Origin of the sequence: Variovorax paradoxus, assembly GCF_030815855.1 — a bacterium.
Lineage (GTDB): Bacteria > Pseudomonadota > Gammaproteobacteria > Burkholderiales > Burkholderiaceae_C > Variovorax > Variovorax paradoxus_M.
Genome location: NZ_JAUSXG010000001.1, coordinates 5,765,530 through 5,781,337, shown reverse-complemented (window position 1 = coordinate 5,781,337; position 15,808 = coordinate 5,765,530). Strand labels below are relative to the sequence as shown.

General features: G+C 65.8%; 16 protein-coding genes. 4 read left to right on the top strand and 12 right to left on the bottom strand.

Annotation, left to right across the window (positions count from 1 at the left end; translation table 11 throughout):
- The first annotated feature begins 183 nt into the window (after positions 1-183).
- Positions 184-1,089, top strand: coding sequence for a LysR family transcriptional regulator (locus QFZ42_RS27435; RefSeq protein ID WP_307703992.1), 906 nt, complete (start codon positions 184-186; stop codon positions 1,087-1,089).
- A 67-nt stretch (positions 1,090-1,156) separates the two neighbouring features.
- On the opposite strand, the gene QFZ42_RS27430 is transcribed toward QFZ42_RS27435, so the two are convergent.
- Both QFZ42_RS27430 and QFZ42_RS27425 read right to left on the bottom strand, forming a co-directional pair.
- The gene (locus QFZ42_RS27430) at positions 1,157-1,840 is read right to left on the bottom strand and encodes a dienelactone hydrolase family protein (protein WP_307703991.1); all 684 of its coding nucleotides are present in this window, start codon (positions 1,838-1,840) and stop codon (positions 1,157-1,159) included.
- 100 nt (positions 1,841-1,940) lie between these two features.
- Positions 1,941-2,552 (bottom strand): 2-hydroxychromene-2-carboxylate isomerase, encoded by a 612-nt coding sequence (locus QFZ42_RS27425; RefSeq protein WP_307704319.1) that lies wholly within the window; start codon positions 2,550-2,552, stop codon positions 1,941-1,943.
- Between the two features lie 73 nt (positions 2,553-2,625).
- Here QFZ42_RS27425 and QFZ42_RS27420 point away from each other — a divergent pair, with 73 nt between their 5' ends.
- Both QFZ42_RS27420 and QFZ42_RS27415 read left to right on the top strand, forming a co-directional pair.
- The gene (locus QFZ42_RS27420; RefSeq protein ID WP_307703990.1) at positions 2,626-3,372 is read left to right on the top strand and encodes an SDR family oxidoreductase; all 747 of its coding nucleotides are present in this window, start codon (positions 2,626-2,628) and stop codon (positions 3,370-3,372) included.
- Between the two features lie 2 nt (positions 3,373-3,374).
- Entirely contained in the window at positions 3,375-4,028 is a 654-nt protein-coding gene (locus QFZ42_RS27415; protein ID WP_307703989.1) for a MarC family protein, read from the top strand.
- A 10-nt stretch (positions 4,029-4,038) separates the two neighbouring features.
- Here QFZ42_RS27415 and QFZ42_RS27410 read toward each other — a convergent pair whose 3' ends face one another.
- The 10 genes from QFZ42_RS27410 to purT form a co-directional block, all read right to left on the bottom strand.
- Entirely contained in the window at positions 4,039-4,500 is a 462-nt protein-coding gene (locus tag QFZ42_RS27410; protein WP_307704318.1) for an EVE domain-containing protein, read from the bottom strand.
- 8 nt (positions 4,501-4,508) lie between these two features.
- The gene (locus tag QFZ42_RS27405; RefSeq protein WP_307703988.1) at positions 4,509-5,678 is read right to left on the bottom strand and encodes an ABC transporter substrate-binding protein; all 1,170 of its coding nucleotides are present in this window, start codon (positions 5,676-5,678) and stop codon (positions 4,509-4,511) included.
- Positions 5,679-5,722: 44 nt separating this feature from the next.
- Positions 5,723-7,603 (bottom strand): AMP-dependent synthetase/ligase, encoded by a 1,881-nt coding sequence (locus QFZ42_RS27400; RefSeq protein ID WP_307703987.1) that lies wholly within the window; start codon positions 7,601-7,603, stop codon positions 5,723-5,725.
- Between the two features lie 80 nt (positions 7,604-7,683).
- Positions 7,684-8,457: an ABC transporter ATP-binding protein gene (locus QFZ42_RS27395; protein WP_307703986.1), complete on the bottom strand. Its 774-nt coding sequence runs from the start codon at positions 8,455-8,457 to the stop codon at positions 7,684-7,686.
- 310 nt (positions 8,458-8,767) lie between these two features.
- On the bottom strand, positions 8,768-9,586 hold the full coding sequence (locus tag QFZ42_RS27390; protein ID WP_307703985.1) for an ABC transporter ATP-binding protein: 819 nt from the start codon (positions 9,584-9,586) through the stop codon (positions 8,768-8,770).
- Positions 9,583-10,659, bottom strand: a complete 1,077-nt coding sequence (locus tag QFZ42_RS27385) for a branched-chain amino acid ABC transporter permease (protein ID WP_307703984.1) — start codon at positions 10,657-10,659, stop codon at positions 9,583-9,585. Before QFZ42_RS27385 ends, QFZ42_RS27390 begins: the two co-directional genes overlap by 4 nt.
- A gap of 6 nt (positions 10,660-10,665) precedes the next feature.
- A complete protein-coding gene (locus QFZ42_RS27380) occupies positions 10,666-11,541 on the bottom strand; it encodes a branched-chain amino acid ABC transporter permease (protein ID WP_307703983.1) in 876 nt (291 codons plus the stop codon).
- Between the two features lie 14 nt (positions 11,542-11,555).
- Positions 11,556-12,383: a helix-turn-helix transcriptional regulator gene (locus QFZ42_RS27375; protein WP_307703982.1), complete on the bottom strand. Its 828-nt coding sequence runs from the start codon at positions 12,381-12,383 to the stop codon at positions 11,556-11,558.
- 110 nt (positions 12,384-12,493) lie between these two features.
- A complete protein-coding gene (locus tag QFZ42_RS27370; protein ID WP_307703981.1) occupies positions 12,494-13,438 on the bottom strand; it encodes an alpha/beta hydrolase in 945 nt (314 codons plus the stop codon).
- 108 nt (positions 13,439-13,546) lie between these two features.
- Positions 13,547-14,749: a formate-dependent phosphoribosylglycinamide formyltransferase gene (purT, locus tag QFZ42_RS27365; RefSeq protein WP_307703980.1), complete on the bottom strand. Its 1,203-nt coding sequence runs from the start codon at positions 14,747-14,749 to the stop codon at positions 13,547-13,549.
- Between the two features lie 183 nt (positions 14,750-14,932).
- Here purT and QFZ42_RS27360 point away from each other — a divergent pair, with 183 nt between their 5' ends.
- Positions 14,933-15,781 (top strand): 3-hydroxybutyryl-CoA dehydrogenase, encoded by an 849-nt coding sequence (locus QFZ42_RS27360; protein WP_307703979.1) that lies wholly within the window; start codon positions 14,933-14,935, stop codon positions 15,779-15,781.
- Positions 15,782-15,808: the final 27 nt, after the last annotated feature.

The window sequence follows — 15,808 nt, the reverse complement described above, 5'->3', positions numbered from 1 at the left end:
TCGCTGGTTGCTCACCTGTGCGGCGAGTTTCCAACTGAATGACCTCGGGAAAACACGTGGAACAGAGACACCGTGTTTCCTCTATTGAAACAATGACAGCCCAAAGGCAAGCAGCTGATTGAACGTGCTCGCTGGAAAATCGGCGCTTGCCGTTCCCGGAACAGAAACAATAGGCGCTTTGACATGGACAGTCTCGATCTGATCAGAACCTTCCGGGAGGTTGCTTCGCACGGCAGCTTCTCGCATGCGGCCAAGAAGCTCGACATGTCGAAAGCCACCGTCAGCAAGTATGTGGCCGAACTCGAAACGCGCTTCGGCGTGCGTCTTCTCAACCGTTCCACGCGTTCGGTGAGCCTGACGGACGCAGGGCAATTGCTGCTCGAGCGCAGCACCCCGGTGCTCGAGATGGTGGAACTCACCCAAGCCGAACTGCAGGAACGCGCCAGGCAGCCCGGCGGCCGCCTCCGCATTTCGGCGCCGCACGGCATGGGCAACGGCGAATTCCCCGGCCTGCTGGCCGACTTCATGCGCTACTACCCGGACGTGAGCATCAGCCTGCAGCTGACCAATCGCACGGTCGATCTTGCGGAAGAAGGCATCGACGTCGACATTCGCAGCGGACCGGTCGCGGATGCCAACCTGATCGTGCGCAAGCTCATGCTGATGGAGATGGTGGTCTGCGCCTCGCCGGTCTACTGGAAAAAGCACGGTGAACCCGCGCATCCACGCGACCTTGCCGGCCACGACGCGCTCACCCATTCCCTGCTGGGCGCCCAGCCCGTGTGGCGCTTCGACGAAGGCGGCCAGCCGCTCGATGTGCCGGTGAAAAGCCGCATGGACTGCACCGAGGGCGCGCCGTTGATCCGGGTCGCGATGCGCGGCTTCGGCGTGATCTACCTGCCCTCCATCCTCGTGCAGTCGCACATCGACAGCGGCGAACTGGTGCCGGTGCTGCAGGGCTATGCGCGCAAGGACATGTGGCTCTCGGCCGCCTATCTGCAGCGGCGCCACAACAGCGCCGCTCTGCGTGCGCTGCTCGACTTTCTCCAGACCCGCATCGGCACCGGGCCGCAATCTCGCAAGAAATAGAAAAACCCGGCCGGGGCCGGGTCTCGGGTGGCCGAGGCGCTTGCCTCGGCTGCGGCCGGCCGGCTATTCAGCCGACATGCCTGGCAAAGAACTCGAGCGTGCGTGCACGCGCCAGCTGGGCAGCCTCGGCGTTGTACGAGCCGCGCTGATCGCAGTTGAAGCCGTGACCCGACTCATAGACATGCACTTCCACCTCGGGGTGCGCCTTCTTGAAGGCTTCGATGGTGTCCAACGGAATCCAGTGATCCTGGTTACCGAAATGCGCCAGAACCGGCACCTTGGGCTGGCGCGCGGTTTCTTCCGGCGTGGTCATGCCGCCGCCGTAGTACGGCGCCGCGGCGGCAAGCCCGGGAAGCAGGCTCGCGGCGCGCCAGACCAAGAGGCCGCCCCAGCAAAAACCGACGATGCCCACCTTGCCGGCCTTGGCCGCATAGGCGATGGCGGCTTCGATGTCCTGCAGCACGCCGGGCGCGGGCAGCGCCTCGACCGCGGTCTTGAGCGCGAAGCCGGCCTTCATGTCCTCGTCGCTGTAGCCCATCTCGACGCCGGGCTTCACGCGATGAAAGGTCGAGGGCGATACCGCGAGATAGCCGTCCGCCGCATAGCCGTCGGCCACCGAACGGATGTGCGAGTTGACGCCGAAGATCTCCGGCACCACGACCACCGCGCCGCGCGGCTTGCCGGCCGGTTCGGCCACGTAGGCCGGAAAAACGAAGCCGTCCTTGGCGGTGAGATCGATGAATTGGCCCATGTTGCTTGCTCCTTGAATTGCGAATGCGTGACTGATGGATGAATGGATGAATGGATGAATGGATGAATGGATGAATGAATGAATGAACGAGCGAGTTGCGCTACCGCGGTTGCTGCAGTGCGCGCTCGACGAAGTCGAGCCGGTCCTGGCCCCAGAAAATCTCGCCGTCGATGACATAGCTCGGCGCGCCGAACACCTGGATGTCGATGGCTTCCTGCGTGTACGCCTCGTAGCGCTCCTGCACCGCTTGGCTCTGCGACTGCTCCGAGCGCTTGGCAGGCAGTCCGCATTCAGCGACCAGCGCTTCGAGCACGTTCGGGTCGCCAATGTTGCGCTCCTGCACCCACACTGCGGCAAACACCGCAGCGCACATGCGCATGGCGGCCTTGGCGCCGTCGTTGATGTCGACCGCGATGATGAGACGCGCCGCGTCGTCGCTCGCGACCGGAAAGAACTTGGGCTTGGGATTCAGCGGCAGGCCCAGATGCCGGGAGCAGCGTGTCAGGTCGACCAGCCGGTAGGCCTGCCGCTGCGGCGCGCGCTTGCCCAGCGGCAGTCCGCCGGAAACGGGAAACACGCTCCCCAGGTCGATCGGCCGCACCCGCACCGTGGCGTCGGCCGCTGCTGCAATCGCCTCGAACCGGGTATGACCCAGATAAGTCCATGGGCTCTGGGGCGCAAAGTAGTAGTCAATCGTCTTGCCGTTGCTCATGCGCTCGCCCTCGATGATGTAATCCAAGCCAACCGTTTTAACTGACACGCAGTTTTCCTGCAGGAGGTCGGATTTGGACCAGGTACTCTTGATCACGGGCGGCGGCCGCGGCATTGGCGCCGCCACCGCCTTGCTCGCGGCGCAGCGCGGCTACGCGGTGGCCGTCAACTATGCGAGCAACTCGCTCGCGGCGGACGAGGTGGTCCGCAGCATTCGCGCGAACGGCGGAACCGCCATGGCCGTGCAGGCCGACGTGGGCGACGAAGCCCAGGTCATCGCCATGTTCGAGAAGGTCGACGCCAAGCTCGGGCGCCTCACCGCGCTGGTCAACAACGCCGGCGTCGTCGACGTGCAGGCCCGTGTCGACGAAATGAGCGTGGCGCGCCTCGAGCGCATGTTCCGCATCAACGTGATCGGCAGTTTCATTTGCGCGCGCGAAGCGGTGCGGCGCATGAGCACGCGGCACGGCGGATCGGGCGGCGCCATCGTCAATGTTTCCAGCGGCGCCTCGCGGCTCGGCTCGCCCGGCCAGTACGTCGACTACGCGGCCAGCAAGGGCGCCATCGACACCTTCACCATCGGCCTGGCCAAGGAAGTGGGCGACGAAGGCATTCGTGTCAATGCCGTGCGTCCGGGCCTCATCGACACCGAAATCCACGCCTCCGGCGGCATGCCCGACCGCGCCTTCGAACTCGCGCCCACCGTGCCGATGAAGCGCACCGGCAGCCCGGAGGAAATCGCTGGCGCCATCCTGTGGCTGCTGTCGCCCGAGGCCAGCTACACCACCATGGCCCTGCTCGACGTGACCGGAGGACGGTGAGCATGAGCACCTCGATGGACCTGATCAAGCCGCTGGTCACGCTGGTGGCCATCGTCAACCCGCTGGCCATCGTGCCGTTCTTCATCCACTACACGCAGGGGTATTCCGATGCGCAGCGGCGGCACACGGTGCGCATGTCGGCCTTCAGCGCGTTCGTGGTGATTGCAGTCAGCGCGCTGATCGGGCTGCAGCTGCTGGCGTTCTTCGGCATCTCGATTGCCAGCTTTCAGGTGGGCGGAGGCCTGCTGCTGCTCATGAGCTCGCTGTCGATGCTCAATGCCAAGCCGGCGGAGAGCAAGACCAACGTCGAGGAGCTGCGCGCCACCGAAGTGAAGGCCTCCATGGGCGCGTCCATCGCGGTGGTGCCGCTCACCATTCCGCTGCTCACCGGGCCGGCCACCATTTCCACCGTGGTGATCTATGCCGACAAGACGCAGCACCTGTGGGAGCTTGGCCTGCTGGTCGGCTACGGCGTGGTGGTGGCGCTGGCGACCGCGCTGGCTTTTTCGCTCGCACAGCCGATTGCGCGCGTGCTCGGCAAGACCGGCATCAACATCATGACGCGGCTCATGGGCCTGATCCTTGCGGCGCTCGCGGTCGAGGTCATGGCCGACGGGCTCGGCAAGCTGTTCCCCATTCTTCAGCGCGTGGCCTGAAGGGTTCAGGTCAGGCCAGCATCTTCTCGATGATTTTCCAGTGTGCAGGCTCGACCGGCGTGATCGACAGACGGTTGCCCTTGCGCAGCACGACCAGCTCGGCCAGTTCGGGTTTGGCGCGCAGCTCGGGCAGCGCGAGCAGCCGGGTCTTGCGCACGGCCTGCACGTCGACCAGCAGCCAGCGCGGTTCCTCTTTCTTCGAGGCTGCGTCGTAGTACGGCGACTTCGCGTCGAACTGCGTCGGATCGGGCTTGATGCCCGAGGCCACGCGTGCGAGGCCCGCGATACCGGGCTCAGGGCAGCTCGAGTGGTAGAACAGCACGCCGTCTCCGACCTTCATGCCGTCCCGCATGAAATTGCGTGCCTGATAGTTGCGCACGCCGGTCCACGCCACGGTAGCGTTGGGCGCGGCGAGCGCATCGTCGATCGAGACCTCGTCGGGCTCGGATTTCATCAACCAGTAATTGGGCATCGTGCCCGTCATGGTGTCACATAGTCAGACACGACGACCCATTTCCCGTCCTTGATCTGGGACAAACGGGACTGGTCGTTGCCCAGGCGCTTGGTCGCGGTGTAGCTGCTCTTCGGGCTGCCGAACATGTCGGGCTCGAAGGTCATGCTGTCCATGGCCTTGATGAAGCTGTCGGTCGAGAGGCCGGGGCCGGCCTTTTGCGCCGCCTTGATGAACGAGTCGATGATCACGTAGCCGTACACCGAGAACACCGTCGGGTCTTCGTTGAACTTGGTCTTGTACTTGTTGGCCCAGAAGCGCAGCGGCTGCGACTGCTCGTCGGTGTAGGGGTTCTGCACCGTCATGGTGGCGTAGACGCCGTCCATCGCCTTGCCGCCGAGCTTGTGGATCAGGTCGGTATACGACGCGCTCGAACCCAGGAAAGTGGGGTTGAAGCCGGTCTTGCGCGCCTCGCCCACCGTGCCGATGGTTTCGCGGATGATGGTGCCGAGCACCACGAGGTCGCAGTTGGCGGCCTTCATCTTTGCGAGCTGCGAGCTGAAGTCGGTGGCGCCGCGCTTGAACGATGTCTTCTCGGCCAGCTCCATGCCCGCCGTCTTGAGGCCCGCCTCGGCGCCGCGCTGCACTTCGAGCCCGAACTCGTCGTCCTGGTAGATGGTGCAGACCTTCTTGGCGCCCTTGTCCTTGATCATCTTGGGCAGCGCCAGGCGGATCTGGTCGTAGTAGGTGGCCGCGAACGAGTACTTGAGCCGGTTCAGCGGCTCGTACATTTCGCGCGCCGCGGTAATGGGCATGAAGTTGACGATGTTCTTCTCGAACTGCACCGGCATCGCCGCCATGTTCTGCGCCGTGCCGATGTGGCCGGCCATGATGAAGATCTTTTCCTGGTTGACCAGTTTCTGCGCCGCGAGCACGGCCTTCTTCGGGTCGTAGCCCGAATCCTCGACGAAGAGCTTGAGCTTGCGGCCGTTGATGCTGCCCTGCTCGTTGAGTTCGTCCACGCGCAGCTGCATGCCGTTGCGCGACTGCTTGCCGAAGCCCGCGAGCGGCCCCGAAAGGTCCTGGATCGTGCCGATGCGGATCTCGTCCTTGCTCACGCCCTGTTGCTGCTGCGCGGACGCGAACGTTGCGGCAAGGCCCAGCACGGCCAGAGTCGTCACTGTCTTGAGCTTCGTCATTGCGTTGTCTCCTCGGGTTTGACAAAAACGGTTCGGCGCGGCCGTCAGCGGTACATCGCCTCGATGCGCCCGGCGTACTTGGCCTGTACCAATTTCCGCTTGAGCTTCATCGTCGGCGTGAGCTCTTCGTCTTCGGCGCTCAACTGCGTTTCGAGCAGGAAGAACTTCTTGATCTGCTCGACCCGCGCAAACTTGGCATTGACGCGGTCGACCTCGCCCTGGATCAGGTCCAGCACCTCTTGCGCACGCGTCAGGCTTTCGTAGTTGCTGAAAGGCACATCGTGGTCCTGCGCAAACTTCTCGACGTTCTCCTGGTCGATCATCACGATCACCGTCAGGTAGGGCTTCTTGTCGCCGATCACCACCGCATCGGTGATGTAGGGGCTGAACTTGAGTTCGTTCTCCAGCTCGCTCGGCGTGATGTTCTTTCCACCTGCCGTGATGATGATGTCCTTCATGCGGTCGGTGATGCGGAAATACCCTCCCGCGTCGACCGTTCCGACGTCGCCGGTGTGCAGCCAGCCGTCCGCGTCGATGGTTTCGGCCGTTTTCTCGGGCAGGTTGAGGTAGCCCATGAAGACATTGGGCCCGCGCACCAGGATTTCGCCGGTCTGCGGGTCGAGCCGCACCTCGTTGTAGCTGGTGGCCGGCCCGATCGAGCCCGGCATGATCCGCGACGGCGGCACGCCGGTGGAGGCGCCGCACGATTCGGTCATGCCCCACACCTCCAGCATGGGCACGCCCAGCGCGAGGTACCAGCGCACGAGGTCGGGCGAGATCGGCGCCGCGCCGGTCACGAGAAACCGCGCGCGGTGGATGCCGATGAGCTTGCGCACGTTGTCCAGCGCGAGCCAACGCGCCATGCGGAATTTGAGCCGCAGACCCGCGCCTATCGGCTGGCCCTGGAGCACGCGTTCGGCAATCTGCTGGCCGACGCCGATGCTCCAGCCGTAGGCGGCCTGCTGCAGCCGGCTCGCCTCCTTCAGCGCGATCATCACGCCGGAATAGAACTTCTCCCACACGCGCGGCACGGCCGTGAACACCGTGGGCGAAATCTCGCGCACGTTCTCGGGCACCGTCTCGGGGTTCTCGACGAAGTTGAGGATCGAGCCGGTGTACATCGCGAAGTACTCGCCGCCCATGCGCTCGGCGATGTGGCACAGCGGCAGGAAGCACATGCGCTCGTCGCCTTCGCCTTGCGCCAGCAGGGAGTTGTAGCCGCGCATGGTGTACACCAGTCCGCGGTGGCTGTGCATGGCACCCTTGGGCTTGCCGGTGGTGCCCGAGGTGTAGACGAGGATGGCCAGGTCTTCCGCTCGACATGCAGCAATGCGCTGCTCCATCACCTGAGGATGGGCCTGCAGGTACTCCCGGCCCAGCGCACGCAATGCGTCGAGGCTGATGACGCCCGGGTCGTCGAGCTCGCGCAGGCCTTCCATGTCGAACACGACGATCTTGCGCAACAGCGGCAGGCGCGCGCGCACTTCGAGCGCCTTGTCCAGCTGCTCGTCGTCCTCGACGAAGAGCACGGTGGTGCGCGAATCCTCGCAAAGGTAGTGAACCTGCGAGGCCGCGTCGGTGGGGTAGATGCCGTTCGACACACCGCCGCAGCTGAGCACGGCAATGTCGCAGAGCACCCATTCGATGACCGTGTTGGCGAGGATCGACGCGCACTCGCCCGGCCCGAAGCCGAGTGCCAGCAGGCCTCCGGCGATTTCGCGCACGGCGCCGGCGGTCTGCTTCCAGGTCCAGCTGCGCCAGATGCCGAATTCCTTCTGCCGCATCCAGACCTTGTCGCCGCGCAGTTCCACGGCCTTCCAGAACACGGCGGGAATGGTGTCGCCGGGCACGACGATGCCGGGCTTCGGCTGCAGGTGCGCCAAGTCCCAGAGGCCGGCGGGAGCGCGCAAGGCAGTTGTGGTCATTGATGCACCCTTGGCGCTACGCGCCTTCCCGCCAGGCGGGAGCGAGCTTGCTTGGGGCGGCCCGGCGCGGCGCTCATCGCTCATCTCCAGGTCTTCTTCTTTTTCCAGCGCCGCTCGCCGCGCACCCCGTCGTCCTTGACGCCGAGGTAGAACTCCTTGATGTCTTCTTTCTCGCGCAGGCGTTCGCAGGTGTCTTCCATCACGATGCGGCCGTTCTCGAGCACGTAGCCGTGGTCGGAGGCGTTGAGCGCCATGTTGGCGTTCTGCTCGACCAGCAAAATGGTGGTGCCGCGCTCGCGGTTGATGCGCACGACGATCTCGAAGATCTCTTTCGTCAGCTTGGGACTGAGGCCGAGGCTGGGCTCGTCGAGCAGGATGAGATGCGGCGCGGCCATGATGGCGCGCGATATGGCGAGCATCTGTTGCTGGCCGCCCGAGAGCAGACCGGCGTCCTGGATGGCACGCTCGCGCAGGATCGGAAAGTAGCTGTAGACGCTCTCCATGTCCCGCATCACCCCATCGCGGTCCTTGCGCGTGTAAGCGCCCATCAGCAGGTTGTCTTTTACCGACAGCAGCGGGAACACCTCGCGCCCCTCGGGCACGTGGCTCAGGCCCTGCTGCACGATATAGGCCGGATCTTTGGCGGTGATGTCCTTGCCCTGGAATTCGATGCTGCCTTTTCTAGGGTCGATGATTCCCGAGATGGTCTTGAGGATGGTTGTCTTGCCCGCGCCGTTGGAGCCCAGCACCGTCACGATCTCGCCTTGCCTGACCGTCAGGCTGACGCCTCGGATGGCCTTGATGGGGCCATAGGCGCTTTCCACGTTGAGCAGCTGGAGGACGACGTCGGTCACGTGCGGGCTCCTTCGCTGGGGGAGCGGCGTTGGGGCCCCTGCCCCGGGCGGGCCCCGACGCCGTGGACACGCTTGGGGTGTTTCCTCCACTCCCAAGCCCGGTGTGCGGTGCGGGGCGGGCGCCCCCTCTGTGCCGCCGAGGAGCGCAGTGTTTCGCGGATCAGGGCTCGCAGCTGTTTGAGCGAAGCGAGTTCTGCGAGACCCCGCGAAGCGCGAGCACCGCAGGGGAGCCGCGAAGCGGCCGGCATAGTGGGGGCGACCGCGCCGTGCCGCATACCGGGCGTTTCGAACGAAGCAGCGGACAAAGCGTTCACGCCGCCACCCTCCTCAAACTGCTCACATCGTCGACGGTCCCAAGATAGGCTTCGATGACCCGCGCATCCGCCTGCACCTCGCGCGGCGTGCCGGTGGCCAGCACCTCGCCCATGTTCATCGCGAGCACCCGGTCCGACACCTTCGACACCAGCGACATGTCGTGCTCGACCATCAGCACCGACACGCCCAGTTCATGCTGGATGTCCTGGATCCAGAACGCCATGTCGGCCGTCTCTTCGACATTGAGCCCCGACGAGGGCTCATCAAGCAGCAGCAGCTTGGGCTCGGTGCACAGCGCACGCGCGAGCTCCACCACCTTGCGCACGCCGTAGGGCAAACCGGCCACCATCGAATCGCGATGGTGCTGCAAGTCCAGCAGTTCGATCACCTGCTCCGCCTTCTCACGCGCCTGGATCTCGGCACGCCGCGTGGCCGGCGTGAAGAACACCTCGCTCCAGAACCCCGTCTGCCGGTGCGTGTGGCGGCCGATCAGCAGGTTGTGCAAGACCGTCGCGTGCTCGAAGAGCTCGATGTTCTGGAAGGTGCGTGCAATGCCCAGCGCGGCGATGGTGTGCGGTGCCTGCTGCGTCAAGGCCACAGGCCCGACTGCTTCGCCGTGCCACGTGATCTCGCCCATGGTCGGCGTGTAGATGCGGCTGATCAGGTTGAACACCGTCGTCTTGCCCGCGCCGTTCGGCCCGATCAGCGTGAACACTTCGCCGCGCCGCACATCGAAGCTCACCTTGTTGACCGCGAGCACACCACCGAAGCGCACGCTCAGGTCCTTCGCTGAAAGAAGGATGTCGCCACTCATCTCAACCGGTCCGACTTGGTGAACGACTTCTGCCGCTTGAACAAGCCCCGGCGGTAGAACGGAAAGAGCTGCAGCCAGGTTCGAATCTTGAGCCACCGGCCGTAAAGGCCCAGCGGCTCGAACAGCACGAAGGCGATCAGCACCATGCCGTACACCAGCCCCTGCAGCCCCGGCGCCTGGCCGACCACCGCCGGCAGCCAGTCCTTGCCCATCGAGATCAGCTGCGGCATCGCAATCAGGAAAATTGCGCCCAGGAACGCGCCATGCACCGAGCCCAGCCCGCCGATCACCACCATCAGCAGCAAGTCGATCGACTGCAGGATGTTGAACTGGTCCGGCGAGATGAAACTGAGCTTGTGCGCGTACAGCGCGCCGCCCAGACCCGCGAGCGCGGCCGAGATCGCAAACGACATCGTCTTGTAACGCGCCAGGTGAATGCCCATGCTCTGCGCCGATATTTCCGAATCGCGAATGGCGACGAAGGCACGGCCCGTCGGCGAGCGCAGCAGGTTCAGGATGCCGAGCGTGCTCAGCACCGCCACCACCAGGCACAGAAAGTAGAAGCCGTTGCCCGACCCCAGCGACCAGCCGAAGAGCTGGGGCGACTTGACATGCAGACCCGCATTGCCGCCGGTGACGCTCTCCCAGCGTGCGAATACTTCCTCGACGATGAAGCCGAACGACAGCGTGGCGATGCCGAGATAGATGCCCTTCACGCGCAAGGCCGGCAAGGCCACCACCACGCCCACCCCCGCCGACAGCGCTGCAGCCGCGAGCAGCGCCAGCGGAAACGGCACGCCCAGGTTGGTCAGCACGCCTTGCGTATAGGCGCCCGCGCCGAGAAACGCCGCATGGCCGATGGAAAACTGCCCGGTAAAGCCCGCCAGCAGCATCAGCCCGAGGCCGACGATGCCGTAGATCAGCACGAAGGTCAGCTGCGCGAGCCAGTACTCATCGATTACCCATGGCGCGACGAGGAGGAACGCGGCCAGCAAGCCGTACCAGAACACATGGCCGCCATGCCGCGCAAGGCGGATGTCCTGGTCGTAGCTGGTCTTGAAGATGAAGCGCATGAACGTTCAGACTTTCTTGCGCAGCTTCTCGCCGAACAGGCCGTTGGGCTTGATCATCAGCATCAGCAGCACCACGATGTACGGCGCCGTGTCCTTGAAGCCGTCCGGCAGATAGAAGCCCGCGAACGATTCGACGATGCCGATCACCAGCCCGCCGACGATGGCACCCGGCAGGCTGCCGAAGCCGCCCACCACCGCGGCCGGAAAGGCCTTGAGCCCGATGAAGCCCATGTTCGCGTGCACGAAGGTGATGGGCGCGAGCAGCATGCCCGCAATGGCGGCGACCGCAGCCGCGAGGCCCCACACCAGCCCGTTGAGCCGCTTCACCGGAATGCCCATGTAGTAGGCCGCAAGCTGGTTCTGCGACGAGGCCTGCATCGCGATGCCGAGCTTGCTGTAGCGGAACATCGCGAACAGCAGGGCACAGAGGATGGCGGTGGCGACGATGATCGCCAGCTGCTCGAGGTTGACCACCAGGCCGCCCAGCTTCCATATCTGGTCCTTGTAGGGCACCGGCAGCGTGTGAGTGTCGGTGCCGATGCCCGGCACCATGGTGATGAGTCCGCGCGCCACGTAGGCAATGCCGATGGTCAGCATCACGATCGAGAACTGCGGCTGGCCGAGGATCGGGCGGATCACCACCAGCTCGAGCAGCACGCCGAAGGCCGCCATCGCCACCACCGCGAGAACGGCCGCGAGCCAGAACGGCAGGCCGATCAGCGACATGCCGGCGAACGCGCCGAAGGCGCCGAGCATCATCAGGTCGCCCTGCGCGAAGCTCACGGTCTCGGTGGCCTTGTAGATCAGCACGAAGCCCAGCGCGATCAGCCCATAGATGCAACCTTGCGCAATGCCCGACAGCAGGAGTTGAAGAATCTGCATGGGCCTCCTTGCGCCTACTGCCTGAAGCCGCCGGCCACGTCGTGCAGCGCCAGGCGGCGCGAGCCGGCCAGGATGTCGCTCGGCTTCAGGCCATAGACCTGCCGGATCGAATGGCTGAAGTGCGTCGAATCGGGATAGCCGGTGTCCAGCGCGATGTCGGTCAGCGTGCCGGTCTGGCGCACGTAGCGCAGCAGGCTGCGCGCGCGCTTCCAGGCCCGGAAAGCGCGAAACGCCATGCCGGTTTCCTGCTTGAACAGGTGCAGGAAGCGCGAAAAGGACAGGTGCACCGAAGCCGCGCAGTCTTCGGCCGAGGCGGGCGCAGCCGGGTCGGCGTTGATGGCGTCGATGACCTTGCGAATGCGCGCGTCGAGCACACGCGGCACCAGTGCCTCGCCGAAGAACAGCCGGTCGAAATCGAAACCGTCGAAACTTTGGCGGCCCGAAATCGCCAGCAGGTGCGCGTGCGTATCGCGCATGCGCCGGACGAACTCCGGTGCATCGACAGGCCCGCAGTGCTGCAGAAAACCCGGCATGCGCGCGGGATCGACAGACTCCGATTCGATCAGCAGGTTGAGGATGAGCGAGTGCGCGCTTTCCACCCGGTGCGGCACCTGCGGCGGCACCACCAGCAGTTCGCCCGTCTGCCAGGCACCGCCGCCGACGCGCAAGCGGTTCGGCGGCGCCCCGGCCGGCGACACGTACACGCCGTGTCCGCCCAGCGTGCGTTCGGACGCGGCGCCGAGCAGCCCTGCGTAGAACACGCGCTGGCGCGTGAGCCACATCAGGCGTTCTCCGCGCGTCCCGGCGCCGCTGCCTGGCCGCGTCGTGTTCGATCGCTGCATGGTGTCTGTCTCCTGCATCGGACCGCCGCCAGCCGGGAAGCGGCCTTGCGTTCGCTGGATCGTAGCGGCGAGGGCCGGCTGCGCGGCGTCCATTTGCGCGGGGACTTTCCCTAGGCCGCTGCGAGCGCGCGGCGAAGCTCGGCGGTGCACAGCGCGATGGCCGTCGCGGCCTCGTCGAGCACCTTGCCCATGGTGATGAAGCCATGGATCTGGCGCTCGAAGCAGACGTGGGCGGCGCGGTTGCCGGCGGCGGTCAGGGCCTCGGCGTAAGCCAGGCCTTCGTCGCGCAACGGGTCGTAGCCGGCCGTCAGCACCAGCGCGGGCGGCAGGCCCGAAAGATCGGCGTGCAGCAGCGGCGACGCGCGCCAGTCGAGGTCGTGCCGCGCGTCGTCGATGTAGTGATCGTGGAAGTACGCCATCGTGTCGCGGGTCAGCAGGTAGCCCTGCCCATTGGCTTGGTGCGAGGGGTGGCCGCGGCGCATGTCCGTGGCGGGATAGATCAGCAGCTGAAAGGCGATGGGCAGGTCGCCGGCATCGCGCGCCGCAATGGCTGCCACCGCGGCGAGGTTGCCGCCCGCACTGTCGCCGCCTACCGCGAGGCGGCCCGCATCGAGCCCCAGCGCGGCAGCCCCGCGACGCACCCAACGGGTAGAGGCCAGCACGTCGTCGACGGCGGCGGGAAAACGGTGCTCCGGGCCCATGCGGTAGTCGACCGATGCGACTGCGCAGCCGGCGCCGTTGGCGAGCTCCCGGCACAGCACGTCGTGCGTGTCGAGGTCGCCGACGACCCAGCCGCCGCCGTGAAAGTAGACCAGCACCGGCAGCAGCGCATCGGCCGTGGACCCCAGCGAGCGGTAGAGGCGCACCGGGATGGTGCCGTGCGGCCCTTCGGCCCTCAGCTCGCGGACCTGGGCAACCGGCGGGGCGTCGGGTTGGGTGGCGGCGCGCCGGTCGCGATAGAACGCACGTGCGTCGGCCGGCGAAAGCGTGTGGGTCGGCGGAATGCCGCGCGCCTCGATGAAATCGAGCAAGGCGCGCGCCTGGGGGTGCAGCATGGTGTCTCCGGTGGGTCGGGCGGACGTTCTCCCGATCTCATCCGCACGATGCCCGCAGGCGTCCGGCGCCGCTTGCGAAAACTGGCTGTGCTTGGGCGGCGCCGTTCCTCAGGTCCTGCGCGGCTTCACGCGCGCGGCGGCTTCCTTGGCGAGCTTGCGGGCGGTGTCGGTGTCGGCCGCATGCACCAGCGCCACGCCCATGCGGCGCTTGGCGAAACTCTCGGGCTTTCCGAACAGACGAATGTCGCTGCCGGGCACCTGCAGCGCCTCGGCCACGCCGTCGAACGCGATGCCCGTCGCGTCCACGCCGCCATAGATCACCGCGCTGGCGCCCGGGCTCTTGAGCGACGTGTCGACCGGCAGGCCGAGGATGGCGCGCGCATGCAGTTCGAACTCGTTCTGCCATTGCGTGGCCATGGTCACCATGCCGGTGTCGTGCGGACGCGGGCTGACTTCGCTGAACCACACCTCGTCGCCCTTCACGAACAGCTCGACGCCGAAGAGACCCTGGCCGCCGAGGTCGGCCGTGACGGCCTGTGCGATCTGCTGCGCCTTCTGCAGCGCGGCCGGCGCCATGGGATGCGGCTGCCAGCTCTCCACGTAGTCGCCGCTCACCTGCACATGGCCGATCGGGTCGCAGAACTGCGTCTGCACGGCGCCGGCCTCATCCTTCGCACGCACGGTGAGCAGCGTGATCTCGTAGTCGAAGTCGATGAAGCCCTCGACGATCACGCGGCCGTGGCTCACGCGGCCGCCGGCCATGGCGTAGTCCCAGGCCTTCTGCACGTCGGCCGGGCCGTCGATCTTGCTTTGGCCCTTGCCGGAGCTGCTCATCACGGGCTTGACGATGCAGGGGTAGCCAATGCCTTCGTCGATGGCAGCCTGCAGTTCGGCCAGCGAGTCGCAGAATTTGTAGGGGCTGGTCGGCACGCCCAGCGTTTCGGCGGCCAGGCGGCGGATGCCTTCGCGGTCCATCGTGAGGCGGGCGGCGCGAGCCGTGGGAATCACACGCACCACGCCGGCGTCTTCGAGCTGCTGCAGCATCGGCGTGGCGATGGCCTCGATCTCGGGCACCACGAGCATGGGCTTCTCGGCCTCGATCAGCGCCTTGAGCTGCTCGGGGTCGCTCATGGTGATGGTGCGCGCGTGGTGCGCCACCTGCTGGCCGGGCGCGTTCTCGTAGCGGTCGACCGCGATGGTTTCGACGCCGAGGCGCTGCAGGGCGATCAGCACCTCCTTGCCGAGTTCGCCGGAGCCGAGCAGCATCACGCGGGTGGCGGAAGGGGAAAGAGGGGTGCCGAGGGTGGTCATGGTCGGAGTCGAAAAGAGAGAAGAAAAAGCAATCGCCGCACTGTAAGCCACCCGGCGGCGCCCGTGTCGCTCGCGGCAACAGCGGCTTGGCGGGGCTGCTTCACAATCGATCTCCTGCCGCGGCGGCGGCCCTCGCGCCACCCGCCCCTTCCCCAGTTTTCCTTTTATTCAAGGAGTTTTCTCATGACGATCCAGACCGTCGGCATCATCGGCGCCGGAACAATGGGCAATGGCATTGCGCAGGCCTGCGCGGTGTCCGGCGTGAACGTGGTGATGATCGACGTCGCCCAGGCGGCCGTCGACAAGGGCCTGGCCACCGTGTCGGGCAGCCTCGACCGGCTGATCAAGAAAGAAAAGCTCACGGCCGAGCAGAAGGCCGCGGCGCTCGCGCTGATCAAGGGCTCGACGAACTACGAGGACCTGAAGGGTGCGCAACTGGTGATCGAAGCCGCCACCGAGAACCACGCGCTCAAGCTCAAGATCCTCAAGCAGGTCGACGAGCTGGTGGCGCCCGAAGTCATCATCGCGTCGAACACCTCGTCGATCTCGATCACGCAGCTCGCGGCCGCCACCTCGCGCCCCGACCGCTTCATCGGCATGCACTTCTTCAACCCGGTGCCGATGATGGCGCTGGTGGAGCTGATCCGCGGCTATCTCACGAGCGACGCCACGCACGACGCCGTCAAGGCGCTGGCCGAGAAGCTCGGCAAGTCGCCGATCACCGTGAAGAACGCGCCCGGCTTCGTGGTCAACCGCATCCTGGTGCCGATGATCAACGAGGCCTTCTTCGTGCTGTCCGAAGGCATCGCCACCGCCGAAGACATCGACGCCGGCATGAAGCAGGGCTGCAACCAGCCCATCGGCCCGCTGGCACTGGCCGACATGATCGGCCTGGATGTGTGCCTGGCCGTGATGGAGGTGTACCTCGAGCAGTTCGGCGATTCCAAGTACCGCCCCTGCCCGCTCTTGAAGGAAATGGTCGCGGCCGGCCAGCTCGGACGCAAGACCGGACGCGGCGTGTACGCCTACTGAGCACGGCAAGAACAAAAAAACAAGGAG

Coding starts and splice junctions, on each gene's coding strand:
- QFZ42_RS27360 (WP_307703979.1), top strand. CDS start 14,933: ATGACGATCCAGACCGTCGGCATCATCGGCGCCGGAACAATGGGCAAT.
- QFZ42_RS27405 (WP_307703988.1), bottom strand. CDS start 5,678: ATGACGAAGCTCAAGACAGTGACGACTCTGGCCGTGCTGGGCCTTGCC.
- QFZ42_RS27415 (WP_307703989.1), top strand. CDS start 3,375: ATGAGCACCTCGATGGACCTGATCAAGCCGCTGGTCACGCTGGTGGCC.
- QFZ42_RS27370 (WP_307703981.1), bottom strand. CDS start 13,438: ATGCTGCACCCCCAGGCGCGCGCCTTGCTCGATTTCATCGAGGCGCGC.
- QFZ42_RS27385 (WP_307703984.1), bottom strand. CDS start 10,659: ATGCGCTTCATCTTCAAGACCAGCTACGACCAGGACATCCGCCTTGCG.
- QFZ42_RS27430 (WP_307703991.1), bottom strand. CDS start 1,840: ATGGGCCAATTCATCGATCTCACCGCCAAGGACGGCTTCGTTTTTCCG.
- QFZ42_RS27425 (WP_307704319.1), bottom strand. CDS start 2,552: ATGAGCAACGGCAAGACGATTGACTACTACTTTGCGCCCCAGAGCCCA.
- purT (WP_307703980.1), bottom strand. CDS start 14,749: ATGACCACCCTCGGCACCCCTCTTTCCCCTTCCGCCACCCGCGTGATG.
- QFZ42_RS27400 (WP_307703987.1), bottom strand. CDS start 7,603: ATGACCACAACTGCCTTGCGCGCTCCCGCCGGCCTCTGGGACTTGGCG.
- QFZ42_RS27435 (WP_307703992.1), top strand. CDS start 184: ATGGACAGTCTCGATCTGATCAGAACCTTCCGGGAGGTTGCTTCGCAC.
- QFZ42_RS27380 (WP_307703983.1), bottom strand. CDS start 11,541: ATGCAGATTCTTCAACTCCTGCTGTCGGGCATTGCGCAAGGTTGCATC.
- QFZ42_RS27390 (WP_307703985.1), bottom strand. CDS start 9,586: ATGAGTGGCGACATCCTTCTTTCAGCGAAGGACCTGAGCGTGCGCTTC.
- QFZ42_RS27375 (WP_307703982.1), bottom strand. CDS start 12,383: ATGCAGCGATCGAACACGACGCGGCCAGGCAGCGGCGCCGGGACGCGC.
- QFZ42_RS27410 (WP_307704318.1), bottom strand. CDS start 4,500: ATGCCCAATTACTGGTTGATGAAATCCGAGCCCGACGAGGTCTCGATC.